The organism is Aeromonas sp. Y318-3 (assembly GCF_027706185.1).
Lineage (GTDB): Bacteria > Pseudomonadota > Gammaproteobacteria > Enterobacterales > Aeromonadaceae > Aeromonas > Aeromonas veronii.
In genome coordinates, this window is the sequence record NZ_JAPDCN010000008.1 from 24,103 (window position 1) to 45,803 (window position 21,701).

Below are 21,701 nucleotides of genomic sequence, written 5' to 3' on the forward strand. Positions count from 1 at the left end.
AGGGATACCAGTGGTTGATATGAGTGGTAAATCCAAGACGGAAATTGCGTGGTTGTGGATGTGTGAGCAACCCCAATTTTCAATAAAGGAAGTTATCGATGGTGTCGGGATCAATAAGCAGCAGATTTATCGGACTGTCAGTGCTTGGGTTGATAACGGATTTTTAAAACTCATTACCCCGATAGCTAAGAAACGTGAACGGATCTATCAAGTGGCGGACACGTCTGTATCACCCCGCCTTGGGAGTGGCGTCAGACAGGCTGACTCAAAAGGGAATGAGCGTAAGCGCACTTATAAAAAGCGCAGAAATCGCAAGAAAACGGTTCAGCAAAAGATATGGAACACCATGAAGATTAGCCGCCGCTTTACCTTGGCTGATTTGATGATTACCGCGAATACCAATCGTAATACCGCATGGCATTACACCAATGAATTGGTACGCGCTGGATATGTGAGGCTGGCCGTTCATGTTAATCCCAAGATGTCAGTACAAGACAAATATGGGTTGGCAAATATTTACCAGCTAATTCGAGATACAGGGCGATTTGCTCCAATCAGAAGAGATAACGGCTGTTGGGATCAGAACCAGCAACGGCTTTATCCGTTCCTGGTTGAGGAGGGTGAACATGGAAACGTGGCTTGAGGTGTTAAAGGCAGAGGTCGCCGCCACTTCACTGGCTGTGGTGGCTGAAAAGCTCGGCTTGTCGCGCACCCTTATCAGCCAGGTGTGTAACGAGAAATACCCCGGTGACTTGGAGCGGGTGCAGATGCTGGTTGAGGGCAACCTGATGGGTCAAAAGGTGATTTGCCCCATTCTTGGTGCGATCCCTGTTCATCAGTGCCTTGCCCATCAGCGCCGTGGCCCCAGTGATGTGGGCAGCAGCCCGATGGATATCAAGCTCTGGAAGGCTTGCCGCTCAGGCTGCCCCCATAGCCAGCTGACGGAGGAGCAGCAACTACGCCGCCCGATGCGGTTATCGGTGGAGCAGGGCAAAGGGTCACAGAAAACGGCTCGCTATGACGCCGAGGCGACCCTCTCCAGGTTACGCCGTCAGGCCAAGAGCGATGGCGACAATGCCAGTTCGTCGCTGCGCATCCTGAGTGAGCTGCTGGCGGAAGAGCTGAAAATCATGGGTATCAAATACAACCGACTGCTCGACAAGCAAGAAGGCAAATAACGGTTGGCGGGGGTTGGGCTCGGAATAAGCAGTGGGCCCGGTGATGAATCACAAGGAGAACGGGATGAAAAAGAATCTGCGCAGCAATTTGCACAAAACTGCCGAACAGCTCAGCCACTGGTTGACGGCCAGAGGATATGAAGTCCGCACCAGTCAGGTGCGCCACACCCCGCTGCTGGCCGTCACTGGCCCTTTGCCACAAGCGATGAAGGCCCGCGCCGTGTTAAGCCGCGAATGCCTGGCTGGCGTGGTTCGGGAGGTCGCCCTGGTGCGCTTTGGCGGCTGCCTGCTGCACTGGCGCCAATAAGGAGAATGGAGATGGCCAAGATAGAGCTCGATATCGAAGACGAAGCACTGGCCAAGGTCGTGCTGCGTCAATTACCCAAGTTCCTCGAATTTTGCCGTGCGACTCACCTGGAAGAGCAGGTACTCGGCCCAGCGAAACAGCAGGCTGCCGCCGTGTGCTATCAGATGCCCGGCAGCAACAAGATCCATTAAGGAGAACCCTATGCAAGAAGCACAAACCGGCAGTACCACCCCGATGCGTCAGAACGCCCAAGGGCACTGGGTACCGGAAAACCTGATCACTCCGGCTGACAAGCTGCGCGATGAAGTGGTGATGGGCATCATTGCGGCAGCCCGCGAGCAGCGTTCGCAGCTGGCCGCCTTCAAAATTGGCGCCATGCAGCAGATCAACGACTTTGTTGACCTGTCATCCGAGCAGTACGGCGTGGCGTGGGGCGGCGCCAAGGGCAACGTGACCCTGCTCAGTTTCGACGGCCGTTACAAGCTGATCCGGGCCGTGGGGGAGCACCGCAAATTTGATGAACGGATCCAGGCTGCCAAGGTGCTAATTGACCAGTGCATCGCCCGCTGGAGCGATGGGGCCAGTCCTAAACTGCGGGCCCTGGTTGACCACGCTTTTCGGGTTTCCAAAGCCGGTCATATCGACGTTAACCAGGTGCTCTCCCTGCGTCAGCTCAACATCGAAGACGCCGACTGGGAGCAGGCCATGCAGGCGATCGCCGATGCCATTCAAGTGACCGGTACCAGCCAATATCTGCGGCTCTATGAGCGTGACGCCCAGGGGCGTTACATCCAGATGAGCCTGGATCTGGCCAAGTTGTAAAGGAGGGAGACGCGATGGAAATCAACGTGGATATGGCCGAGGAGCAACTGCAGCTCTGTGAGCAGATCACTGAAACCGAGGGCACCTGCTACCCCGACGACACCTATGAGGATGGCATCAAGGCCGCCCTGCTCTGGGCGCTGGGGCTGGGGCCTGCCCCCCTCAATGTCGAGGAGTATCAAGGGGCGAAGCCACTGCAGTTCGAGTAATGGCCCGATGCGAAACAGGGCGGCGATGCCTCCCTGTCTGCCCGATGTGGTGATCGGGCACTGATGAGCAGCCGACCTGGGCCCAGGTCTTCACCGCCTCGATAAAGGAGCACGGCGATGACTAAAACAGAGATGGATATTCGGCTTACCAAGATATTCAGCACCGCAGCCATTGCACTGGCGGCCGCTGAAAAACGGGCTGTGTGCAAACAGCTCAAACAGTTTATTCGAGAGGCCCGCGCCCAAGGGCTATTTGCCCTGGCGGGGGAAGCAAGCCAGATGCGCTGGCAACTGGTGGCTGAACTGCAGCAAGCCAGAGCGGTGGCGCTGGAGGCCAGCCATGGCTATGTCTAACTGGCAACGACTGCTGGCCTACGTGATGAAGTTTGGCAACCTGAGCCAGCAGCAGGCAGAGCAGTGGCTCGATAGCCATTGCCCTCAGTGGCGCAGTGGGCCGGATGTGATGGCGGCCGGGCAAATCTGGATGAAAAAGACGGGGAGGGGAAATTGAACACCTTAGCTAACAATCAGCCAAATGCTGCGCAGAGTGGTGATCGTACCCGCTTGATCCGTCTGGTTCAGGTTGGCAGGCGCACCCTGGGGCTCGATGAGGAGACCTATCGGGCGTTGCTGGAGCAGCAGAGCGGCAAGCGTTCGGCGGCCGAGTTGACGATCCCGGAGCTGGACAAGGTGCTGCTGGCTATGAAGGGGGCAGGGTTTAAACCGACGGTTAAACGCCCTGTTAAAGGGGCTGTTAAAGCGGGAGGGCACAAGCGTTTAAGCCCGGCCCGTGGGGCTCATGCCAAAACCGCCGAGATAAACGTGATCCGGGCTGTATGGATCACCATGCACCGCCATGGCCTGCTGCGCGATGGCAGTGAGACGGCCTTGAATCACTATGTTGAGCGGCAAACGGTGCGGCTTAACAACGGCATCGGCGTGGCAGAGGTGGCCTGGCTCACAGATGGGTTGGCGTACCAGGTGCTTGAGTCACTGAAAAACTGGCACAAGCGGGAGCTGGTTGCCCGCCTTGTCGCGGCCGAGAAAACCGTCCCCACCAATGAGAAGTCCGGGCGAGTGGCCGGTTATCAGGCCGTTGTGGCGGCGTTTGAGGAGATGAATGATGGACGCTAACGCTGAAAATCTCGACCTGTTCGCCGATGATCATGAGTCGCTGGGGCAGCTTGTCGATCGCCTGGATCAGATCCCGACCACCGAACTGACGGCCAAATGGCCCAAAGCCCTGGCAGAGTTGGTCGATGTGCTGGCCTGCGAGTTGGTCAGAGGGGGAATGGAGCTGGAGCTGGCCAAGGCTCAGGCCCGCAAGTTGGCGCTGGTACAGGCCCATTACATGGGGGGCCGTGCCTACTACATCCCCACGGGGGATCATCTCAAGGCCGCGTTACGTGACCGGGCTATCTGGGACGAGTTCAATGGGCGGAATATCGATGTGCTGGCCCGTAAGCATGGCCTCTCAGTGCCACAGACCTATGCGGTGGTGGCCGAACAGCGCGAACTGACCCGCCGCCGCCATCAACCTGACCTGTTTGGCTATCAATAGCGATGCGACTCACATTAATCACAAGAAAACCGCTACGGCGGTTTTTTTGTTTACACAAAAAGTTGGTAATGGAGTAATTGTTGAAAAATGCAAGCGCCGTCATATACCATCGGCGCCCGTTAGGTTGATACACTGAAAGCGAGAGCTTGGATGGCAGATGAGCAAGATATGAAATTCAGATTCTTTTACGATGGCCCAGCGTTACAAGGGCATCAAATGGATGTGAAAGTTATCGCTCCTGCATTAATGGCAATGGGGCAGATGTTGGAGCAAGCCAACAAGCTTGTTAATGGCCCCAAGTTCCGTGTTCAAGCACGAGTTGATGCCTCTTTTGTAGCTGGGTCATTCGGTGTTGACATCGCTGTTGTTGCCTCCGATCTATGGCAACAAACCAAAGACCTGTTAACTGGTAATGATTCGACCGCCGTGCTCAATTTACTTGCGTATTTGGGCGTTGGTGTGACAGGTGTGGCTACAGCTAAAAACGGGCTGTTACACTTGATTAAAATGCTACAAGGCCGTCGTGTCGATCGCGTTGAGATCGTTAACCAAGATACTGTCATCGTTATTGTGGGGGATCAGCGAATTGAGATTGATCGCCCAGTGTTGGATTTGTACCGCTCTTATGAGGTTCGGCAATCCTTGGAAGGGGTGATGGCACCACTTGCTGAGGAAGGGATTGAGCTGTTCTCAACAGGTATTGAAGGTTCAACGAACCTCAAAGTGCTCAAATCTGAGCGGGAATGGTTTAACTCACCCAAGCCAGAGGACGTGACGCCAGAGACGACCAGTGGAACAGGGCTGTTTCGGTTGGTCTCTTTAACGTTCAAGGATGATAATAAGTGGCGTTTCCATGATGGAACAGCAGAGATTTATGCTCTGGTTGAGGATGATCGATTTACTGCAAGAGTTGCTTCTGGCCAAGAGGCATTCTGCAGCGGGGATACCTTACGTGTTAGGTACACCAAAACTCAGTGGTTAGAAGGTAACAAAATTCGTTCTGAGTATGTCATTGATGAAGTGTTGGAACACATTACTGCGTTTCGCCAGCTTCCTATGAATTTTGAATAGACCACTGTACTAACCCACCATAAACCCATGCCATAGAGGCCCCTCGGTACGCTGCTGATAACGCAGTTCACCGAGGGGCCTTTATGTTATCACTCGCACTTAAATGGCTGCTTCGTCCCGATGTGGAAGGGGGCGAAGTCAACCATCCCGCCGACCGTGGTGGTCATACCAAGTACGGCATCGCCGATGCCGCCGATGGCAAGAAGGACGGCATGGCCGACCTCGATCGGGATGGGGTACCCGATATTGCTATCGGTGATTTGACCCCGGCCCATACCGAGCCCTTTTACCGCCAGAACTACTGGGCGCCCGCCCGCTGTGACCTGATTGCGAGCTTAAGCCCGGCCATCTCTATCGCCGTGTTTGATGCAGCGGTGCATCACGGGCCGAAACGCGCCATCCAACAGCTGCAGCAGGTCTTGGGGGTGATGGCAGATGGCCGCCTTGGCCCGGTGTCGATTGGCAGGCTCAAACAGCAACTGGGCGCCAAGGGCGAAGGCCCGTTCCTGCTGGCGCTGATGATGCAGCGAGCCAGCTTCATGCACGGCATTGTGCGCAAAGACCCGAGCCAGTGGGCCAATGCCGATGGCTGGATCAACCGGCTGCTGCGTCTGCAGAGCTACCTCCTTTCCGACGTGGTTGGCGAGGTGGTGGCATGAGCGTGCTGACCATCAAGCAACAGAAGTCGGCGGCCGCGATCCAGGCTGCGGGCTGCTTTGGCATCCCTGAGCTCAAGAACCCCCGTTATCTCGCTTGCTTCAAGGATGGGCGCAAAGCCCATCTCAAGGCCGCTCTGGCCAATCAGATCGCTGACCCGAAGGCGATCCCGCTCTATAGCCACCACCAGACCCGTCAATCCCTGTTCGAGAAAGGGTTGCGTTCGGTGACCGAACTGGATCGCCTGCGGGCCCGTGCCCGTCATTCCCAACCTCAACAAAAGGAAGTCCATCATGCCTGATTCCCTGTTACCTCAAGCGAAGTCTGCCTTCAAAAGCCGCACCGTGATCGGCGGTGTGATTGCCGTGGGGGCCGGTATTGCGGGCCTGTTCGGTGTGCCGGTCGATGCGGGTACCCAAGCCAGCTTGGCATCCACCTTGGTGGATCTGGCCAGTGCGGTGGGTGGCCTGCTCGCCATCTGGGGCCGCATCAAGGCGACTCATACCGTCAAGTAAGAGAGGTCATGTGACAAACCTCATAGACCGCGCCCAGCAGGCCGATGCCGATCGGACTGGGCGCATTATCGAAGCCCACCAGAACAGGGCAAGGCCACACGGCGATGGTATCTGCTGCGATTGTGACGAAGCCATCCCGCCCTCCCGCCTTGCAGCCGAGCCTGGTGCCGAGCGCTGTATCGAGTGCCAGACCCTGTATGAGCGCAAGGAGGCGACCCGTGTGGGAATTCATCGTTAAGAACTGGGGCCCGCTCTATGCGTTGGCCAGCCTGGTGGGTCTGGTGGTCATCATCTTGCTCTCCAAAACCTACGCCAAGCGCGAAGACCTCACTGCCCTGGTGCAGAGAGTCCAGCGGGTGGAGCAGGTACTGGCTGACCTGCCGAGCGAGCGTGAGCTGCACAAGCTGCAGTTGGAGATCAGCGAGTTGCGGGGGGAGTTGCGGGAGGTGAAGCCGGAGCTGCGCCAAGCCCGTCGCCTTGCCGATCTGCTGTTGGAAAATGAACTCAAGGAGAAGGCATGAGTATTCAAGCGGTTCTGTTATGGGAGGCCCAGCAGTGTTTCATCAGGCTGCCGCGACCAATCGCACTTAAGGAGCAGGCATGAGCATTCAACAAATATTGGACGCCCAGCAGCGGCTGGTGATCCTGCGCTCCCTGCTGGATATCGGTGGTGCCGCCAACGAGTCAATCCTCAATGACTGCCTCGACCAGCTGGGAACCGGCCGGGTGACGCGGGATCGGGTGAAGACCCTGCTGGCCTGGCTGGAAGAGCAGGGGCTGGTGCGCATCGAGCGACTGGCCACGGTGCAGGTGGCTCACTTGACCGGTCGGGGCCAGGACGCGGCAGAGGGCCGGGCAACGGTGCCCGGCGTCAAGAAGCCCCGAGCGGAGGATTAAGCATGGCCGAGAAACCGACCCGAGGCCGCGCCAGCAAGGTGTGGCTGCTGCCTGAGTCCATCCGCAACGCGCTCAACGAGATGCTGCGGGACAAGGGCAACAGTCAGGCCGCCATCCTGGATGAAATCAACGGCCTGATCGAGGAGGCGGGGTTGCCCGATGATCTCAAGCTCTCCCGCTCCGGGTTAAGCCGTCATGCCAGCCAGGTTGAACAGGTCGGCCAGCACCTGCGGGATTTGCGCGAAACCACGGCCGCCTTGACCTCCCAGCTTGGTGACAAGCCGATGGGGGAGACCACCAAGCTCATTCTGGAGCTGGGCCGTTCCCAGTTGTTCAAGGCGATGCTGGCTCAGGTGCAGAACCCGGAGGAGGCGGTGGATATCGACATGCTGAAGAACGCCATGCTGGCGGCCCAGCGGCTCGAATCGACCGCGATGCAGAGTCACAAGCGGGAGAAAGAGATCCGCCAGGCATTTGCCGAAGAGATCGCCGCCAAGACTGAAGCCATCGTGACTCAGGCGGGCTTGAGCGGCGAAGCCGCCGCCGAGATACGCCGCGAAATCCTGGGGATTGCCTGATGAGCACGATCGCCCAGCAGTTGGCCCAGACCCTGGGTACCGAATACAACCCCGACGAGGTGTTGCTGCCGTACCAGCGCATCTGGATTGCCGACGAGAGCCCGCTCAAGATCGCCGAGAAGAGCCGCCGTACCGGTATCACCTGGGCGGAGGCGGCCGACGCGGCCCTGACGGCCTCCAAGACCAAGACGGCTGGCGGTTGCCACCACTTCTATGTGGGCAGTAACAAGGAGATGGCCCGCGAGTTTATCGATGCGGTGGCGATGTGGGCCAAGGCGTACAACAAGGCGGCCGGTGAGATCCAGGAGGAGGTGTTCACCGACGACGAGGACAAGGCGATCCTCACCTTCGTGGTCTATTTCGCCTCTGGCTTCAAGGTGCAGGCGCTCTCCAGCAACCCCTCCAACCTGCGGGGGATGCAGGGCAATGTGACCATCGACGAGGCCGCATTCCACGACCGACTGGCCGAGGTGTTGAAGGCCGCCATGGCGCTGACCATGTGGGGCGCCAAGGTGCGGTTGATCAGTACCCATAACGGTGTCGATAACCTGTTTAACCAGCTGGTAAACGACAGCCGAGCGGGCCGCAAAGAGTATTCCATTCATACCATCAGCCTGGACGATGCCTGCCGCCAGGGACTCTATCGCCGGATCTGCCAGGTCAAGGGTGGCCTTTGGACACAGGAAGCTGAGGACGCCTGGAAGGCGGGGCTGCTCAAGGCCACCGCCACCGAAGAGGATGCCCTTGAGGAGTATTTCTGCGTACCCAAGCAGAGCAGTGGCGTCTATATCAAGCGCACCCTGATTGAGCGTGCGATGCAACCGGATATCCCCATCCTGCGCTTTACCGCCCCCAAAGACTTCGAGCTCTCGAGCGAGGAAGCCCGCAAGGCGCTGGTGGATATCTGGTGCGAGGAGAACCTCAAGCCCTGTCTGGAAGCGCTTGATCACAGTTGTCGTCATGCGTTTGGAGAGGACTTCGCCCGCAAGGGGGACTTGTCGGTGTTCGTGCCGCTCTCCATTGCAACCAACTTGCGCAAACGGGTGCCATTTGTGGTGGAGCTGGTCAATGCCCCCTATGAGAGTCAGCGCCAGATCCTGTTCTACCTGCTGCAGGGGTTGCAGCGTTTCACGGCGGCGGCCTTCGATGCCACCGGTAACGGCGGCTATCTGGCAGAGGCTGCCAGATTGCGCTGGGGGGCCAGCATGATCGAGTGCGTGATGCTCAATGACCCCTGGTATCGGGAGTGGATGCCCAAGCTCAAGGCAGAATTTGAGGATGGCAACCTGACCATCCCGCGCCATGCGGACGTGCAGGATGACTTGGGAAAAATCCAGGTCATCAACGGCATCCCCAAGATCGACAAGGGCAAGAACACCGGCCAAGGGGGCCAACAGCGCCACGGTGACTTTGCGGTGGCCTTGGCCATGGCGGTGCGGGCCAGCTGGATGGAGGGGGGAGCCATCGAGTTCACCCCACTACCAGGTAAACGTGATGACCATGGCAGCGACAACAACGATGACTATCACCGATATGAGCGAGGAGCCTGGTAATGGGCAGGATCATTGATATCCATGGCAAAGCCATGAGCCTGGAAAAAGAGCCACAGACCGAGAACGATGCCAAGTTGGCCCAGCTGCGCCGTCACTACAGCGATCATCCGACCATCGGGCTGACCCCAGGCAAAGCGGCTGCGGCGCTGAAAGAGGCCGAGGAGGGTGGCCTGATCGCCCAGTGCGAGCTGGCCGAAGACATGGAGGAGAAGGATGCCCACCTGCAGAGCGAGCTCGGCAAACGCCGCCGTGCCCTGCTTGGGGTGAGCTGGACAATCGAGCCACCCCGCAACGCCACCCCGGCCGAGAAGCGTGATGCCGAGCTTATCCGGGAGCTGCTGGAGGACTTCACCTGGTTGGATGATGCCATCTTTGACGCCACCGACGGGATCCTCAAGGGGTTCAGTGCCCAGGAGTTCAGCGGCTGGGAGATGGTCGAGGGGCTGCAAATCCCCAAGGGTATCATCTGGCGCGACCCTGCCTGGTTCCAGACCCACCCGGACGATCGCAATCAGCTGCGCTTGCGAGACGGCAGCCAGGAAGGGGTTGCTCTCAACCCGTTTGGCTGGCTGCTGCACAAGGCCAAGTCCAAATCGGGGTATCTGGCCCGCACCGGCCTTGTCCGCACCTTGGTCTGGCCGTTCCTGTTCAAGAACTACAGTGTGCGGGATCTTGCCGAGTTTCTGGAGATCTACGGCCTGCCGGTGCGGCTGGGGAAATACCCGGAAGGGGCGACCGAGAAAGAGAAGGCCACCCTGCTGCAGGCGGTGCTCTCCATCGGTCATAACGCCGGGGGCATTATCCCGCGCGGGATGGAGATTGAGTTCCAGAACGCCGCCAGTGGTCAGGCTGATCCCTTCGTGGTGATGATGGATTGGTGCGAGCGTTCCATGAGCAAGGCCATTCTGGGGGGCACTTTGACCTCACAAGCCGATGGTAAGAGCTCGACCAATGCCCTGGGCAATGTCCATAACGAGGTGCGCCAGGAGGTTCGGGATGCCGACCTGCGCCAGCTGGCCGCCACCCTGACCCGCGATCTGGTTTATCCGCTCTATGCCCTGAACGGCAAGAGCTACCAGGGGCCGCGCCGTTGCCCCCGGTTGGAGTTTGATGTGACCGAGCCGGAGGATATGCGCGATTTGGCCTATCCGCTGCGGGCCCTGGTGGGGATGGGAATGCAGATCCCGGCGCAGTGGGTACGGGATAAGTTGCAGATCCCGGCCCCCAAAGAGGGGGAGGAGGTACTGATCATTGTTGACAAACAGGCCGGGCAGGGAGAGGCCGCGCTCAAGGCAAAGGGACTGGCCGCGCTGGCTGCAAGTAAAGGTGAGGCCGACAAGGGGGATAACAACGATGCTCAGTTGGCCCGGCTGCAGGCCGAGGCGGCCCCTCTGCTGGCTGGGATGACCGATGCTGTCCAGGCGCTGGTGATGCAGGCCACTACCCTGGAAGAGATCCGGGATGGCTTGTTGGCGCTGGAACCAGAGCTCAGCCATGACGAGCTGGGGGCGCTGATGGCGCAAGCCATCGCCGCCAGCGAGCTGCTCGGTATGCTTGAGATGGAGGAGGGCCGCTGATGCCCGTTCGCTATGGTTCCTTGTCCTTTGCCGAGGCGATCGCCTTCTTTCGCCAGAAGCTCGATATGCCGAGCGAACGCTGGGCCGATGTGTGGCGCGATGCCCATAACCGCGCCTTTATGGTGGCGGGGGCCACCAAGACCGATCTGCTGGCTGACCTGCGCGGGGCGGTAGACAAGGCGATCAGTGAAGGGCAATCCATCGGGGCCTTTCAGAAGGCGTTCAAGGAGATTGTGGCCCGCCACGGTTGGGAGCATACCGGCCCGGCGTCGTGGCGCTCCCGCGTCATCTTCGAGACCAACCTGCGCCAGAGCTATAACGCCGGGCGTGAAGAGCAGATCCAGCGTATCAAGCACAAACGCCCCTATGCGCTCTATCGTCATGGGGACTCCGAGCACCCCAGGGAGTTGCACCTCAAGTGGAACAACCTGGTGCTGCCGGTTGATCACCCCTGGTGGGAGACGCACAGCCCCAGCAATGGCTATGGCTGCAAGTGCAAGAAGTTTCTGCTCTCCGAGGCAGACCTCAAGCGGCGTGGCTTGGTGGTCGGCAAGGCCCCGGACGATGGCGAATATGAGTGGGTGGACAAGGCCACCGGGGAGTTGCACAAGATCCCCAGAGGTATCGACCCCGGCTTTGATTATCGGCCCCAGACTCCGGCCGACCTGACCAAGGTGGTGACCAAGCGCGAAGCGGCCAAGCCTGCGTTGGCCGAGCGCCTGCCAGAGCGGATAGTGGAGAGCGCCTTCTCCAGTGTCAAAGGTGTCACCGCCCAAGGGCTGAGTGATCTGCTGACCCAGTTGCCAGCTCCCCAGCGCGAACCCTTGGCGGCGTTCCTCAAGGCGCATCCGGTCAAAACGCTGTTTATCAAGCAGAGCGAGATGGGGAAAGGGGCTGCCAGCCTGAAGGTAGCACCTGCGATAGGTGAATATCTGGGGATGGATCCTAATAGCGTCAGGGCTTGGTACACCTTGCGTGGAGCAACCAAGACCAACGGCTTTACCTTTGCACAGGCCGACCATGTGGTGATTAAAGTGGCAGCCAGCGATAAGCTGGGTGGTGTGGATATGCAGGCAGTACAGGCGGCGGTTGCTCAAGTTATCTCGGATGCCAAGGCTAACCAGGGCCCACGAACCTGGCAGCCACGCGGTAGCAGTGGGGACTCATTCCGCTTACACTGGAGTATATCGTCTAATGTTGGTGACACCCTGGGGCCCGCTGCCCAGCGCATCTCTACCTGGTTGCATGAGCTTGGCCATCAAGTTCACTTTTGGGCAGGAGAGCCGGATCTCAGCAGGCTGGGATTGCTGACTGAATATGGCGCCAAGAGTCGCCGCGAAAAGGCTGCAGAAGCATTTGCCGCGTGGGTTCTGGCCAGAGAGCAGTTGATGGAGCACTACCCAGAGCTGGCCGCCCAAGTCGAAGCCATGCTGACAAAGGCCGCCCAGGCTACCACCAAATCCAAATGACGATGGCAAGGAGTGAACAATGAAGCTATTGGAGCAAGCAAACGCCTTGTTTGAGTCGGGTGATCTGCTAACGCTGGATGATGTCAAAACGTTGGCATCACTTTGTGCCAAGGCATCTGGCAAAGAGGCCGAGTATCTGGGGGATCTCTGGTCTGCAGCATTGCTCAATGCCGATGAACAGGCATTCGCCTACATGATAGGGATGGAGGAGGATGCCTGATGGCCGGTAGCTTTATTGCCATCAGCCACCACGGGGTGGCCGATGCCCACGAACTGCTGGCCAAGCTCTACCAGCAAACCGGTGATCTTAGTGAGCCGCTGGCCGATATTGGCGAAGGATTGATGCTGTCGCACCGGGATCGCTGGGATGCCCAAGAGAGCCCGGAAGGGGAACCCTGGGCCCCGCTCTCGGAGAAGTACCGCGCTCGCAAGCCGCGCCATGCCGATGAGATACTGCGTCTGAACGACGATCTGCGCGATACCCTCAACTATCAGGTCGATCCCCAGACCCTCTACTTTGGTACGCCCATGGTATACGGTGCCGCCCACCAGTTCAGTCGTCCCGAGATCAACCTACCAGAGCGCCGTGTTCTGGGGCTGTCAGAAGGGGATAAACAGAGCGTGCTGGAGACGCTGGAGGGATATTTGGTCATCGAGGCTCCGTGAGCTTCTGGGCGCCTCTGGTGCCCCCTTGCGGCTACGATGGCATGTCTACCCTCTCAATAGGTCAGGAAAATGGCGTTTAAACACCATTAAACAGTATCGCCGCCCCCCAGCTTACCCTCCGATCCATCCCGTGATGCAGTAACCCACCATAAACCCCACCCAATTCTCAGTTCGATGACACTGGCCGCAATGAGGTTTGCTGTGACCAGCCGGAGTGAGAGTGATGTCCCTATCTGCCACCAGTTCCGCCATTGCCGTGGCCATCTTGAATGCAAGGCCAACCGCCCTGGGGTTGGCCGTGCTCGATGCAGCCATTGTCCCGAGCGACGACGGTTGGTACCAGTTGCTGCCGGTCGGCCCGTTCAAGGCCCGCGATGGTCGCCCCTTTGATGTTCCTGGTGGCCATTGGCAGCTCGACAAGAGCATCGCCACCACCCTGATCAATCGAGCCAAAGCGCTCGGGCAAGACATCCTGATCGACTATGACCACCAGACCCTCCATATCGAAAAGACTGGCAAGGAGGCCCCGGCAGCCGGTTGGTTCAACGGTGACGAGATCGAATGGCGCGAGGGGCTGGGCCTCTTTATCAAACCGCGCTGGACGGATCGTGCCGCTGCCCTGGTGGCTGCCAAAGAGTACCGATTCCTTTCTGCCGTCTTTCCCTATGACGCCCAGGGCCGCCCGCTGGAGCTGCGGATGGCCGCCATCACCAATGATCCCGGTGTGGTGGGTATGCAGGCGCTGGCGGCGCTCAGTGCGCTACCCGCTTCCCAACCTGGCCAGCTGGCCAACCCCTCCAAGGAGACATCCATGAATGAACTGCTGAAAAAGCTGTTGGCCAAGCTCGGCATCGAGCTGACCGGCGATCCCACTGACGAACAACTGCAGAAGGCGCTCACCGAGCTCGACAGCCTGCAGGCCAGCGCCAAGAAAGCGCCGGAGCTGGAGGCGGCACTCACCGCCGAGAAGGCATCGCTGGCCGCGCTCAAAGCGCAGCCGGGTGGCCAAGTTGACCTGGCGCAATTCGTGCCGGTGGCGACCTATAACGCCCTGGTGACTCAGGTGGCGAGCTTAAGCGCCAAGGTGGAGACCACGGATGCCGCAACCCTGATCAAGGAAGCCCGTACCCAGGGCAAGGTGGTTGCCGCCGAAGAGGAGTATCTGACCGCCTATGCCGCCCAGAAAGGGGTGGCTGCCCTCAAGGCGTTGCTGGAGCCCCGTCCGGCGATTGCCGCACTGTCCGCCAGCCAGACCACTCAGGTGACCCTGCCCGAGAAGAAGGGGGATGCGGTGCTCTCGGCGGATGACAAGTATGCCGCCGACCAGCTCGGTATCAGCCACGAAGAGTTTGCCAAGGCCAAGCAGGCTTAAGCGCAGACCCTACCACGCCATTTATCCAGAGAAGGAACACCCGTATGGCCATGATTACACCCGCGCTGTTGCAGTCCCTCTTCACCGGCTTCAAGAAGAACTTTGAAGACGCCAAGAGTGAAGCGCCTGCCCAGTACACCAAGATCGCCACCGTGATCAAATCGACTACCAAGTCCAACACCTATGGCTGGTTGGGCAAGTTCCCCAATCTGCGCAAGTGGGTCGGTGATCGGGTGATCGAGTCGATGAAGGCGCACGGTTACCAGATCGTCAACGAAGACTTCGAGGCCACCGTCGGCGTCGATCGCAACGATATCGAAGATGACGAGCTGGGTATCTACGCGCCGATGTTTGCCGAGATGGGCCGTTCGGCGGGCATTCACCCCGATGAGCTCTGTTTCGGTCTGCTCGGTGCTGGCTTCACCACGCCTTGCTATGACAGTCAGTATTTCTTCGACACCGATCACCCGGTCTATCCCAAGGCCGATGGCACCGGTACCCCTGTGATGACTGCCAACGTGGTGGTGGATGCCGGTTACTCGGGGGAGCCCTGGTTCCTGCTCGATACCAGCCGCGCCCTCAAGCCGGTCATCTTCCAGGATCGCAAGTCGCCGCAGCTGATTGCCATGACCAAGATCGATGACGAGGCGGTATTCACCCGCAAGGAGTTCCGTTACGGGGTCGATTGCCGCGATGCCGCAGGCTTTGGCTTCTGGCAGTTGGCCTTTGCCAACAAGCGGGCGCTGAACCCCGACAACCTGTGGGATGCCTACTCCAAGATGCGGGAGTTTCAGGCTGATGGCGGCCGCAAGCTTGGGGTGAAGGCCACCATGTTGGTGGTACACCCCTCCCTTGAGAAGCTGGCGACCCAGATGCTGGAGCGAGAGCTGTCGAACAGCAGCAGCAACGAGCTGAAAGGCAAGTTGGAGCTGGTGGTGGCTGACTACCTATAACCCTGCTTTATGCCTGTTTAAAGCGGGGTTAAACAGCTGCCAGGCACTGTTTAACCCCCGGTTTAAACAGCCTCTCTATCAGATACGACGAGGAAAACATGAGATGGAACAAGAGATGGAACTGGCTATTCGAGTGGGGATTACGTCAACAGTTCGTCAGGTCTATTTTCGCGCGGGCCTGCCGATTGTACCGGGCAAGTCTGAGATGGTTGTGTCGCCTGAGCAGTGCACGACCCTGGAGAACGACCCGCGTCTGGTGGTCGTCCGGTTGGCTGAAGACACCAGCCTTCAGGCAGGTGATGCACCATCGGCGCCTGGGGATCTGGACGCAACACTGGGCGTCCTGACCGGTTCGGGCTATCTGGCAGGGGTTGCCACCTTGGCTGGCAAGGTCACGCCGCTGGCCGAGATGAAGGTCGATGAGCTGCGCGAGCTGGCACTGCAGATGGGTATCCCGGAGGCGGCCAAGCTCAAGAAGGCCGAACTGGTGACAGCGATCGCCGCGACCGAAGTGCAATACCCGGTCAAGGATGAGCAGTCATCTGGCCAGAACGGAGAGCAGTGATATGTACGCCAGCGTCAATGACATGGTGATCCGCTTTGGCGAGGCCGAGTTGCTGCGCCTAGCCATGACGCCGACCGGTGAGCTGGATCAGGCGGCCATCACCATCGCCCTGCAGGATGCAGGCGCCTTGATCGATGGCTATCTGGCGGGTCGCTATCCCTTGCCGCTGGCCCATATCCCGAGTGCTCTGGTACCTATCTGCGCCGATATCGCCCGTCACCGTCTCTATGGTGAACAGGCCCCAGAGCAGATAGCCAAGCGCAATGAGGCGGCCCTGGCCTTTCTGAAATCGGTTGGCAAGGGGGAGCTGGCGCTGGGGTTGGCATCCGATGGCGCCACCCTGGAGAGCCAGAACCTGGCTCAACTGCAGTCGGATGGGCGGGTGTTCGGGCGGGATAAGGGGGGCTTTCTATGAGCCAACCCGCCAACCAGTCTGGTACCGAACTCGACTACCTGCAGGCGGGCGAGCGGCTGCGTGAGCTGCTGACCCCCCTGAAAACCAAGGGGCTCAAGGAGGTGTTTGTGGCCACCGATGTGGCGGCCATCGCCAACCTGGGCCAGCACAGTCCGGCGGTGCATGTGGTCTATCAGGGCGAACGTGAGAGCGAAGGCACCCAGTCAGGCCGGGCCAGCAGCTTTGATCAGCTCTGGTTGCTGGTGCTGGTGCATCGTGCCAGCCCCAAGAAGGTCAGTGCCGGAGTGTGGCTTGCCCGCATCCTGCAGGCCGTCAGTGGGCGAGCATGTGGTGATAGTACCTTTCGCCGGGTCACCCCACCGGTAAAACCCAGTTACAGCGGCGGTGCGGCTTATTTGCCGCTTGCCTTTACTACCCGAGTGAAATTCAAAGGAGAGCGATGATGAGCGAAACACTGCACCTGGAAGGGGATCTCTTTATCGAGACCTTTACCAACGGGGTCTCGGCCGGGGTGATTGGCCCCATCGATGTGGATAGCCTGGAAGTGAAACCCGACAGCCAGAAGATTTCTATTCCCAGCAAGCGCAAGGGGCAATACGGTCAGGCGCGGGAGAACTACCACATTCCCAAGCCTGCCATGGTCACCATCAAGACCACCGAGATCCCGCCCGTGCTGCTGGCCGCCGCCTTTATGGGGCTGGAGAGCCCCATCAATCAGGGGGCCGGGACGCTGACTGATCTGCCGGTGACCCTGCCCGCCTATCCGAAGTGGGCCCAGCTTGGCAAGAGTAATATTGCCGCAACCGGTCTGGCCATCAAGGAAGGGGCCACGGCGCTGGTAGTGGGTACCGATATCGAGGTCAACTATGCGCTCGGGCTGGTACGGGCGATCAAGGGTGGCTCGGTGGCGGACGGCGGCAGCTTGACGGTCAGCGGTACCTATAACGCGGTGACCGGTACCCGCATCGCGGGCAACATCCAGCCGGAGATCAAGGCGCGACTGCTGCTTGATGGCCGCAGTATCGTCAGTGGCGAAGCCATCAAACTGACAGTGCCCCGTGCCAGCTTGTCCCCCAAGAAGGCGGTGGACTTTATGAGCGACAAGCCCATCGAGATCGAGCTGGAGGGGGAGCTGCTGGCCGTGGATGGCGAGACCGCCCCCTTCTATGTGGATCGGCCAGTGACAGTGTGATGTGTGGAAAGAAAATGGCGGGGAATCCCGCCATTTTATGTGTCGCCAAATGGATGCTTGATGTTAAATCTGTGCCAGACGTTTCATCACTTCAATGCGCAGCGTCATGAATTGATTCAGGTCATCAGAAATACCTTTCTGGCCGTAGAAACGTGCACTATCAACGCCTTCTTCGGCAGTAAGTCCAAGGCGTTTTCTTATTCCTGCGATGTATGGTTGGTCGTAGTCCTCAAAGCCACGGGCCCCTTTCTTGAGGATGGTTTCTACAATGTTTCCTTGGTTATCGATGATATCTAGCTTATGTCCCAAGTCATTGAGTTCATAACCAAATCGCCCGAGAGATTCACGAAGGTCGGATAGTTTAAGAGGTTTTTCCCCCTTTTGTTGCCTTCTAGAATGTCGCTCAAGCCATTCGGCAATTATTGGCACTTCATCATTTCGGTCTTGGCAGATTTCGTGTGCGGCTATTGCTCGCATGAACTCGTACATTTCATCGTCGTTGCACCGATCAAGCAAATAACCATATTCACTAAGGAAGTACAAAGTAGCAAGTAGCGCGGCTCGTTTATTCCCATTATGGAAGGAGTGATTTCCCGCAATGCTATGACATAGAGATGCGGCCTTCAAAAAGATAGTTGGATAGGCATCTTGTCCACCTACTGTTGAAAAAGGTCGTGCAGAAGCTGACTCGATAGTACCCAAATTTTTCACTCCCGGCGGGCTAATTGGATCATCTTTGTCGGCGAAGAACTCTGTTAGATATTCGTGAATGAAAACAATTGTGGATGCATCCATGTTGGTTTTGACCTATGGCTGTAGACTCGAACTTCGTAGATTAATCGAAAGACTACGGTATTCATGTGAGATATCTCTGTAATTCACCATAAATCCCTGTTCACTCCCTATTCGTTACCATAGGGCATATCTGAATCTGATCGGAATGCCCCATGTCCACCTCTACCACCCTCAAACTTGCCCTGGAGCTGGCGGCCAAAGTCACCGGCCGGGAAGACCTGGCCGCGTTGGCGGGTGAGGTGCAGGAGCTGGGCCCGATCTCAGACGAGACGGCCGCCGAAACGGCGCAGTTGGCCGAGAGCCTCGAATCGTTAAGCAGCCAGCAGGCGCTGATCCAGCAGTTCAATGACTCAAAGGCCGCCCTGACCCAGCTCGAACTGGCGACCGTGCTCAGCCGTGACAAGCTGGAGCAGTTGCGCCGCGAGCAGCAAGCGGGCAGCGGTGACGCCAAGGCGCTGGCCGAACAAGAGCGGTTGCTGACTTCCGAGGTCAAGCAGCTGGAGCGCCAGCTGGTCGCTCAATCCGCCAGTCATACCCGCCTGCACGCAGGGCTCAAGCAGTCCGGGCTCGACACCAAGAATCTTGCCCAGGAACAGCAGCGCCTGCAGCGTGAGCTGACCAAGAGTGTCGCCCAGACCGAACGACTGGGCCGCGAGCTTAGCCAGGGTGGGCAGCATGCCGGTGGTTTTCAAGGGGCCATCGGCAGTCTGACCGGCCGCCTAGTGGCCATGGCCGGTACCTGGTTCGGTATCCAGACCCTCACCAGCCAACTGATGGCCATGTTCCAGACTGGCGATCAGGCCGAGCGCCTCGATGTGCAGCTCAAGGCAGTGATGGGGTCGATTGCCGGTGGCAAAGAGGCGTCAGCCTGGATCCAGGACTTTGCCAAGAATACCCCCCTGCAGCTCAGTGAAGTCACCCAGGTATTCGTGCGGCTCAAAGCGTTCGGCATCGACCCCATGGCGGGGGCCATGCAGGGCATTGTCGATCAAGCGTTCAAGTTGGGCGGCGGTTTTGAAGAGGTGCAGGGCATATCCCTGGCGCTCGGCCAAGCTTGGGCCAAGCAGAAGCTGCAGGGGGAGGAGATCCTGCAGCTGATTGAGCGGGGCGTGCCGGTCTGGCAGATGCTGGAGCAGGTGACTGGCAAGAATACTGCCGAGCTACAGAAGCTCTCTGAGGCAGGCAAGCTGGGCCGCGAGACCATCTCTGCGCTGATGAATGAGATTGCCACCCAATCGCGCGGGGCGGCTGCCGACAACATGAGTCTGCTTTCCGGACTTATCTCCAATGCCCAGGACAACCTCGCCAAGTTTTACCGGATGGTGGCCGAGAGTGGGGCGCTGGCCTGGCTCAAAAACCAGCTGGCCAACCTTAACGCTGAATTCGACAGGATGGCCAATGATGGTCGCCTGCAGGAGTGGGCGCAGCGCCTATCCGATGGCTTTATCTCCATGGGGGAAACCCTCAAGTCGCTGATCCAGACCCTCTATGAGTGGCGCACCGCGCTGACCGTGCTGGCCCAGGCTTGGTGGGGATTAAAAATTGCCAGCTGGATCGGCGAGCTGCGCGGTCTTTATGCCCAGTTTATCGCCATGCCGGTGGCGACAGCGACAGCGGCAGGCGGCATGACCACTGCTGGAACTGCAGCGGCAGCGGCCTCGATCGGTGTTAGGGCCCTGGGCTTGGCCGTCAAGGGGTTGCTGGCTGCCGTGACGGTCGAATCCATCATCCAGATCACCCAGTTCGCCTCTGCCTTGCGCCAACTGGTGCAGGCTGAGCTGGCGCTCCGGGAGGCTCAGGCACTGCGCTCCGAGACTCAAGCCCGCCTCAACGGTCAGTTTGCCGCCCTGTCAACAGAGCTCGGTTTCGCCATCACCAGCATGGCGGATCTCGATCGCCTGGTCGCCGAGGGCAAGGTGCATTACGACGAGGCCACTGGAAGCTGGCAGAAGGGTGCAGCAGCCGTTAAAGCGCTGGGTGATGAGGCCAAGAGTACCCGTGATTATCTGGCCGAGATCAATGCGGTGGCCAAGCAAACCGCAGCTGATGGCCCAGCCAAACTGGCTGAGGCGTTTAAGGTGCTCGGCCTCGATTTCGAGCAGGCCAATGGCCGTATCGGTGAGGGATTTCAGAAGACCATCGGCGCCTTGGATGTATTGGTGGCACACACGGGTGCCAGTAGTGCCGCCATCGAGGAGGCGCTGGCCGCCGCCTACAACAGCGCCAAGACCACCGCCGAGATCGATGCGGTGATCGAGCGTCAGAAGCAACTGGCCGCCCAGGGCAAAATCACCGGGGATGCGCTGGCTCGCTCCATGGCCATCGCCGCCGATGCCATGGCCAAGGTGAAAGGGGGGAGCGGCGATACCAAGCAGGCCGTCGCGGCCATTGGTGATGGTTTTGACGAGGCCGCCGCACGGGCCAAGGGGGCCACCGATGCGATGCGGGCGGGGCTTAAAGGGGTTCAGGATGAAGCCAAGCAGACGAATGCCAGCCTCACCAGTAGTGGCGGGGGCGGTGGTCGAGGCGATATCACCCGCACCGTGAATGCCGGTTCTTTCTACTACAAAACCGTGGATCTCAATGGCCTGCGCGGCAATGCCGAGGGGCTGGCCAATACCTTGGCTGGTGTTGAGGATGAGCTGGCCCGCTACAGCCAGAAGGTCAAGGACATTCCGGCCTATAGCGAGTGGAGCAAGTATTACGGCGAGAAGTTCCAGAAGGAGATGGAGGCCATGCGGGCCCGCCTCAAGGAGGAGCTCGACAAGGCCCAAGCCAAGGAGCTGGAGAAGTCAGCAACACCGGCCGCACCCGTTCCCGTGTCCACTCTCCCCCAGGTTCAGACCCCCACCGCCCAGGTGACCAGGCAACTGCAGCCGATCGTGATCCAGTTGGGTGAGCGTTCTGCCCGGATTGATGTGGCCCAGGAACAGGTAACGGGCCTGCTGGATGTGTTGAGGCGTTACCAGGAGGGGCAGACATGAACACGATTAACGGGGTCATCCTGGATGACGAGCTGGAGTGGACTGATGAATGGGATTGGACGCCCATGCGCCAATCCGTGGAATACGCCGTGACGGGCGATTTCATTGCTCAGCAAGGGTTAAAGAAGGGGGGCCGCCCGATGACGCTGACCGGGCGCGCTAAACGGTCTGAGCTCGATGCTCTCTATCTCTTGCTGCGCACTCCCGAGGTGATGACGCTCATCCTGTTCGGGCAACAGCACCGGGTGCTCTGGCGGCATGAAGAGGTACCCATCCAGGCGCTGCCTGATATGAACGTCTCGAACTCGGCCGATTTTCCCGAACTGGGATACACCATCACTTTGCGTTTAACAGAGGTTTAAACA

Annotated in this window: 32 protein-coding genes and 1 other RNA gene; 32 read left to right on the forward strand and 1 reads right to left on the reverse strand. The window is 59.0% G+C overall.

Annotation, left to right across the window (positions count from 1 at the left end; translation table 11 throughout):
* The first annotated feature begins 10 nt into the window (after positions 1-10).
* From OKB77_RS12395 to OKB77_RS12540, 30 genes are all read left to right on the forward strand, one after another.
* Positions 11-643, forward strand: coding sequence for a hypothetical protein (locus OKB77_RS12395; RefSeq protein ID WP_152985928.1), 633 nt, complete (start codon positions 11-13; stop codon positions 641-643).
* Positions 627-1,178: a hypothetical protein gene (locus OKB77_RS12400; RefSeq protein ID WP_058059561.1), complete on the forward strand. Its 552-nt coding sequence runs from the start codon at positions 627-629 to the stop codon at positions 1,176-1,178. Before OKB77_RS12395 ends, OKB77_RS12400 begins: the two co-directional genes overlap by 17 nt.
* A gap of 64 nt (positions 1,179-1,242) precedes the next feature.
* Complete coding sequence (locus tag OKB77_RS12405) at positions 1,243-1,485, forward strand: hypothetical protein (protein WP_016350110.1); 243 nt, start codon at positions 1,243-1,245, stop codon at positions 1,483-1,485.
* A gap of 11 nt (positions 1,486-1,496) precedes the next feature.
* Complete coding sequence (locus tag OKB77_RS12410; RefSeq protein WP_076495035.1) at positions 1,497-1,676, forward strand: hypothetical protein; 180 nt, start codon at positions 1,497-1,499, stop codon at positions 1,674-1,676.
* Between the two features lie 10 nt (positions 1,677-1,686).
* Positions 1,687-2,307, forward strand: a complete 621-nt coding sequence (locus tag OKB77_RS12415) for a DUF3164 family protein (protein ID WP_182932663.1) — start codon at positions 1,687-1,689, stop codon at positions 2,305-2,307.
* A gap of 14 nt (positions 2,308-2,321) precedes the next feature.
* A complete protein-coding gene (locus OKB77_RS12420; RefSeq protein WP_182932662.1) occupies positions 2,322-2,516 on the forward strand; it encodes a hypothetical protein in 195 nt (64 codons plus the stop codon).
* A 7-nt stretch (positions 2,517-2,523) separates the two neighbouring features.
* Positions 2,524-2,593: hammerhead ribozyme type II (locus tag OKB77_RS12425), an RNA gene on the forward strand.
* A 40-nt stretch (positions 2,594-2,633) separates the two neighbouring features.
* The gene (locus OKB77_RS12430) at positions 2,634-2,870 is read left to right on the forward strand and encodes a hypothetical protein (protein WP_270817732.1); all 237 of its coding nucleotides are present in this window, start codon (positions 2,634-2,636) and stop codon (positions 2,868-2,870) included.
* Positions 2,857-3,027 carry a hypothetical protein gene (locus OKB77_RS12435; protein ID WP_162838756.1) on the forward strand — a complete coding sequence of 57 codons (171 nt, stop codon included), beginning with the start codon at positions 2,857-2,859 and terminating at the stop codon, positions 3,025-3,027. The genes OKB77_RS12430 and OKB77_RS12435 overlap by 14 nt, the downstream gene beginning before the upstream one ends.
* On the forward strand, positions 3,024-3,650 hold the full coding sequence (locus OKB77_RS12440) for a gp16 family protein (protein ID WP_058059554.1): 627 nt from the start codon (positions 3,024-3,026) through the stop codon (positions 3,648-3,650). Before OKB77_RS12435 ends, OKB77_RS12440 begins: the two co-directional genes overlap by 4 nt.
* Entirely contained in the window at positions 3,640-4,077 is a 438-nt protein-coding gene (locus OKB77_RS12445; RefSeq protein WP_333563162.1) for a Mor transcription activator family protein, read from the forward strand. The genes OKB77_RS12440 and OKB77_RS12445 overlap by 11 nt, the downstream gene beginning before the upstream one ends.
* A gap of 150 nt (positions 4,078-4,227) precedes the next feature.
* Positions 4,228-5,148 (forward strand): hypothetical protein, encoded by a 921-nt coding sequence (locus OKB77_RS12450; RefSeq protein WP_215783554.1) that lies wholly within the window; start codon positions 4,228-4,230, stop codon positions 5,146-5,148.
* 83 nt (positions 5,149-5,231) lie between these two features.
* Positions 5,232-5,807 (forward strand): glycoside hydrolase family 108 protein, encoded by a 576-nt coding sequence (locus OKB77_RS12455; protein WP_270817736.1) that lies wholly within the window; start codon positions 5,232-5,234, stop codon positions 5,805-5,807.
* Positions 5,804-6,106 (forward strand): hypothetical protein, encoded by a 303-nt coding sequence (locus OKB77_RS12460; RefSeq protein ID WP_270817737.1) that lies wholly within the window; start codon positions 5,804-5,806, stop codon positions 6,104-6,106. Before OKB77_RS12455 ends, OKB77_RS12460 begins: the two co-directional genes overlap by 4 nt.
* Positions 6,099-6,320 carry a hypothetical protein gene (locus tag OKB77_RS12465; protein ID WP_058059549.1) on the forward strand — a complete coding sequence of 74 codons (222 nt, stop codon included), beginning with the start codon at positions 6,099-6,101 and terminating at the stop codon, positions 6,318-6,320. The genes OKB77_RS12460 and OKB77_RS12465 overlap by 8 nt, the downstream gene beginning before the upstream one ends.
* 10 nt (positions 6,321-6,330) lie before the next feature.
* Complete coding sequence (locus tag OKB77_RS12470; protein ID WP_076495051.1) at positions 6,331-6,558, forward strand: TraR/DksA C4-type zinc finger protein; 228 nt, start codon at positions 6,331-6,333, stop codon at positions 6,556-6,558.
* Positions 6,539-6,841 (forward strand): DUF2730 family protein, encoded by a 303-nt coding sequence (locus OKB77_RS12475; RefSeq protein WP_081042918.1) that lies wholly within the window; start codon positions 6,539-6,541, stop codon positions 6,839-6,841. Before OKB77_RS12470 ends, OKB77_RS12475 begins: the two co-directional genes overlap by 20 nt.
* Positions 6,842-6,920: 79 nt before the next feature.
* Positions 6,921-7,217, forward strand: coding sequence for a VpaChn25_0724 family phage protein (locus tag OKB77_RS12480; protein ID WP_005345917.1), 297 nt, complete (start codon positions 6,921-6,923; stop codon positions 7,215-7,217).
* 2 nt (positions 7,218-7,219) lie between these two features.
* Positions 7,220-7,795 carry a DUF3486 family protein gene (locus OKB77_RS12485; RefSeq protein WP_058059546.1) on the forward strand — a complete coding sequence of 192 codons (576 nt, stop codon included), beginning with the start codon at positions 7,220-7,222 and terminating at the stop codon, positions 7,793-7,795.
* Positions 7,795-9,348: a terminase large subunit domain-containing protein gene (locus OKB77_RS12490; RefSeq protein ID WP_270817739.1), complete on the forward strand. Its 1,554-nt coding sequence runs from the start codon at positions 7,795-7,797 to the stop codon at positions 9,346-9,348. The genes OKB77_RS12485 and OKB77_RS12490 overlap by 1 nt, the downstream gene beginning before the upstream one ends.
* Complete coding sequence (locus OKB77_RS12495; RefSeq protein ID WP_058059544.1) at positions 9,348-10,925, forward strand: DUF935 domain-containing protein; 1,578 nt, start codon at positions 9,348-9,350, stop codon at positions 10,923-10,925. Before OKB77_RS12490 ends, OKB77_RS12495 begins: the two co-directional genes overlap by 1 nt.
* Entirely contained in the window at positions 10,925-12,394 is a 1,470-nt protein-coding gene (locus OKB77_RS12500) for a phage minor head protein (protein ID WP_270817740.1), read from the forward strand. Before OKB77_RS12495 ends, OKB77_RS12500 begins: the two co-directional genes overlap by 1 nt.
* Before the next feature lie 19 nt (positions 12,395-12,413).
* Positions 12,414-12,614 (forward strand): hypothetical protein, encoded by a 201-nt coding sequence (locus OKB77_RS12505; RefSeq protein WP_016350127.1) that lies wholly within the window; start codon positions 12,414-12,416, stop codon positions 12,612-12,614.
* Positions 12,614-13,060, forward strand: a complete 447-nt coding sequence (locus OKB77_RS12510) for a phage virion morphogenesis protein (RefSeq protein WP_270817741.1) — start codon at positions 12,614-12,616, stop codon at positions 13,058-13,060. Before OKB77_RS12505 ends, OKB77_RS12510 begins: the two co-directional genes overlap by 1 nt.
* A gap of 223 nt (positions 13,061-13,283) precedes the next feature.
* Positions 13,284-14,432 (forward strand): phage protease, encoded by a 1,149-nt coding sequence (locus tag OKB77_RS12515; protein WP_270817742.1) that lies wholly within the window; start codon positions 13,284-13,286, stop codon positions 14,430-14,432.
* 44 nt (positions 14,433-14,476) lie between these two features.
* Positions 14,477-15,385, forward strand: coding sequence for a Mu-like prophage major head subunit gpT family protein (locus tag OKB77_RS12520; RefSeq protein ID WP_270817743.1), 909 nt, complete (start codon positions 14,477-14,479; stop codon positions 15,383-15,385).
* A 103-nt stretch (positions 15,386-15,488) separates the two neighbouring features.
* Complete coding sequence (locus OKB77_RS12525) at positions 15,489-15,950, forward strand: Rho termination factor N-terminal domain-containing protein (protein ID WP_270817744.1); 462 nt, start codon at positions 15,489-15,491, stop codon at positions 15,948-15,950.
* 1 nt (position 15,951) lies between these two features.
* Entirely contained in the window at positions 15,952-16,365 is a 414-nt protein-coding gene (locus OKB77_RS12530; RefSeq protein WP_016350132.1) for a gp436 family protein, read from the forward strand.
* A complete protein-coding gene (locus OKB77_RS12535) occupies positions 16,362-16,808 on the forward strand; it encodes a phage tail terminator protein (RefSeq protein ID WP_270817745.1) in 447 nt (148 codons plus the stop codon). Before OKB77_RS12530 ends, OKB77_RS12535 begins: the two co-directional genes overlap by 4 nt.
* Positions 16,808-17,557, forward strand: coding sequence for a hypothetical protein (locus OKB77_RS12540; RefSeq protein WP_333563163.1), 750 nt, complete (start codon positions 16,808-16,810; stop codon positions 17,555-17,557). The genes OKB77_RS12535 and OKB77_RS12540 overlap by 1 nt, the downstream gene beginning before the upstream one ends.
* Positions 17,558-17,620: 63 nt before the next feature.
* Here OKB77_RS12540 and OKB77_RS12545 read toward each other — a convergent pair whose 3' ends face one another.
* Positions 17,621-18,352, reverse strand: a complete 732-nt coding sequence (locus OKB77_RS12545; RefSeq protein WP_270817748.1) for a type II toxin-antitoxin system death-on-curing family toxin — start codon at positions 18,350-18,352, stop codon at positions 17,621-17,623.
* A 152-nt stretch (positions 18,353-18,504) separates the two neighbouring features.
* On the opposite strand from OKB77_RS12545, the gene OKB77_RS12550 reads away from it, so the two are divergent.
* Complete coding sequence (locus OKB77_RS12550) at positions 18,505-21,336, forward strand: tape measure protein (protein WP_270817749.1); 2,832 nt, start codon at positions 18,505-18,507, stop codon at positions 21,334-21,336.
* Positions 21,333-21,698, forward strand: coding sequence for a hypothetical protein (locus OKB77_RS12555; RefSeq protein WP_076495072.1), 366 nt, complete (start codon positions 21,333-21,335; stop codon positions 21,696-21,698). The genes OKB77_RS12550 and OKB77_RS12555 overlap by 4 nt, the downstream gene beginning before the upstream one ends.
* Positions 21,699-21,701 lie beyond the last annotated feature (3 nt).

Coding starts and splice junctions, on each gene's coding strand:
- OKB77_RS12550 (WP_270817749.1), top strand. CDS start 18,505: ATGTCCACCTCTACCACCCTCAAACTTGCCCTGGAGCTGGCGGCCAAA.
- OKB77_RS12405 (WP_016350110.1), top strand. CDS start 1,243: ATGAAAAAGAATCTGCGCAGCAATTTGCACAAAACTGCCGAACAGCTC.
- OKB77_RS12525 (WP_270817744.1), top strand. CDS start 15,489: ATGGAACAAGAGATGGAACTGGCTATTCGAGTGGGGATTACGTCAACA.
- OKB77_RS12400 (WP_058059561.1), top strand. CDS start 627: ATGGAAACGTGGCTTGAGGTGTTAAAGGCAGAGGTCGCCGCCACTTCA.
- OKB77_RS12445 (WP_333563162.1), top strand. CDS start 3,640: ATGGACGCTAACGCTGAAAATCTCGACCTGTTCGCCGATGATCATGAG.
- OKB77_RS12480 (WP_005345917.1), top strand. CDS start 6,921: ATGAGCATTCAACAAATATTGGACGCCCAGCAGCGGCTGGTGATCCTG.
- OKB77_RS12520 (WP_270817743.1), top strand. CDS start 14,477: ATGGCCATGATTACACCCGCGCTGTTGCAGTCCCTCTTCACCGGCTTC.
- OKB77_RS12545 (WP_270817748.1), bottom strand. CDS start 18,352: ATGGATGCATCCACAATTGTTTTCATTCACGAATATCTAACAGAGTTC.
- OKB77_RS12535 (WP_270817745.1), top strand. CDS start 16,362: ATGAGCCAACCCGCCAACCAGTCTGGTACCGAACTCGACTACCTGCAG.
- OKB77_RS12415 (WP_182932663.1), top strand. CDS start 1,687: ATGCAAGAAGCACAAACCGGCAGTACCACCCCGATGCGTCAGAACGCC.
- OKB77_RS12540 (WP_333563163.1), top strand. CDS start 16,808: ATGAGCGAAACACTGCACCTGGAAGGGGATCTCTTTATCGAGACCTTT.
- OKB77_RS12455 (WP_270817736.1), top strand. CDS start 5,232: ATGTTATCACTCGCACTTAAATGGCTGCTTCGTCCCGATGTGGAAGGG.
- OKB77_RS12500 (WP_270817740.1), top strand. CDS start 10,925: ATGCCCGTTCGCTATGGTTCCTTGTCCTTTGCCGAGGCGATCGCCTTC.
- OKB77_RS12435 (WP_162838756.1), top strand. CDS start 2,857: ATGGCTATGTCTAACTGGCAACGACTGCTGGCCTACGTGATGAAGTTT.
- OKB77_RS12515 (WP_270817742.1), top strand. CDS start 13,284: ATGTCCCTATCTGCCACCAGTTCCGCCATTGCCGTGGCCATCTTGAAT.
- OKB77_RS12410 (WP_076495035.1), top strand. CDS start 1,497: ATGGCCAAGATAGAGCTCGATATCGAAGACGAAGCACTGGCCAAGGTC.
- OKB77_RS12555 (WP_076495072.1), top strand. CDS start 21,333: ATGAACACGATTAACGGGGTCATCCTGGATGACGAGCTGGAGTGGACT.
- OKB77_RS12490 (WP_270817739.1), top strand. CDS start 7,795: ATGAGCACGATCGCCCAGCAGTTGGCCCAGACCCTGGGTACCGAATAC.
- OKB77_RS12450 (WP_215783554.1), top strand. CDS start 4,228: ATGGCAGATGAGCAAGATATGAAATTCAGATTCTTTTACGATGGCCCA.
- OKB77_RS12530 (WP_016350132.1), top strand. CDS start 15,952: ATGTACGCCAGCGTCAATGACATGGTGATCCGCTTTGGCGAGGCCGAG.
- OKB77_RS12505 (WP_016350127.1), top strand. CDS start 12,414: ATGAAGCTATTGGAGCAAGCAAACGCCTTGTTTGAGTCGGGTGATCTG.
- OKB77_RS12510 (WP_270817741.1), top strand. CDS start 12,614: ATGGCCGGTAGCTTTATTGCCATCAGCCACCACGGGGTGGCCGATGCC.
- OKB77_RS12465 (WP_058059549.1), top strand. CDS start 6,099: ATGCCTGATTCCCTGTTACCTCAAGCGAAGTCTGCCTTCAAAAGCCGC.
- OKB77_RS12495 (WP_058059544.1), top strand. CDS start 9,348: ATGGGCAGGATCATTGATATCCATGGCAAAGCCATGAGCCTGGAAAAA.
- OKB77_RS12430 (WP_270817732.1), top strand. CDS start 2,634: ATGACTAAAACAGAGATGGATATTCGGCTTACCAAGATATTCAGCACC.
- OKB77_RS12485 (WP_058059546.1), top strand. CDS start 7,220: ATGGCCGAGAAACCGACCCGAGGCCGCGCCAGCAAGGTGTGGCTGCTG.
- OKB77_RS12460 (WP_270817737.1), top strand. CDS start 5,804: ATGAGCGTGCTGACCATCAAGCAACAGAAGTCGGCGGCCGCGATCCAG.
- OKB77_RS12420 (WP_182932662.1), top strand. CDS start 2,322: ATGGAAATCAACGTGGATATGGCCGAGGAGCAACTGCAGCTCTGTGAG.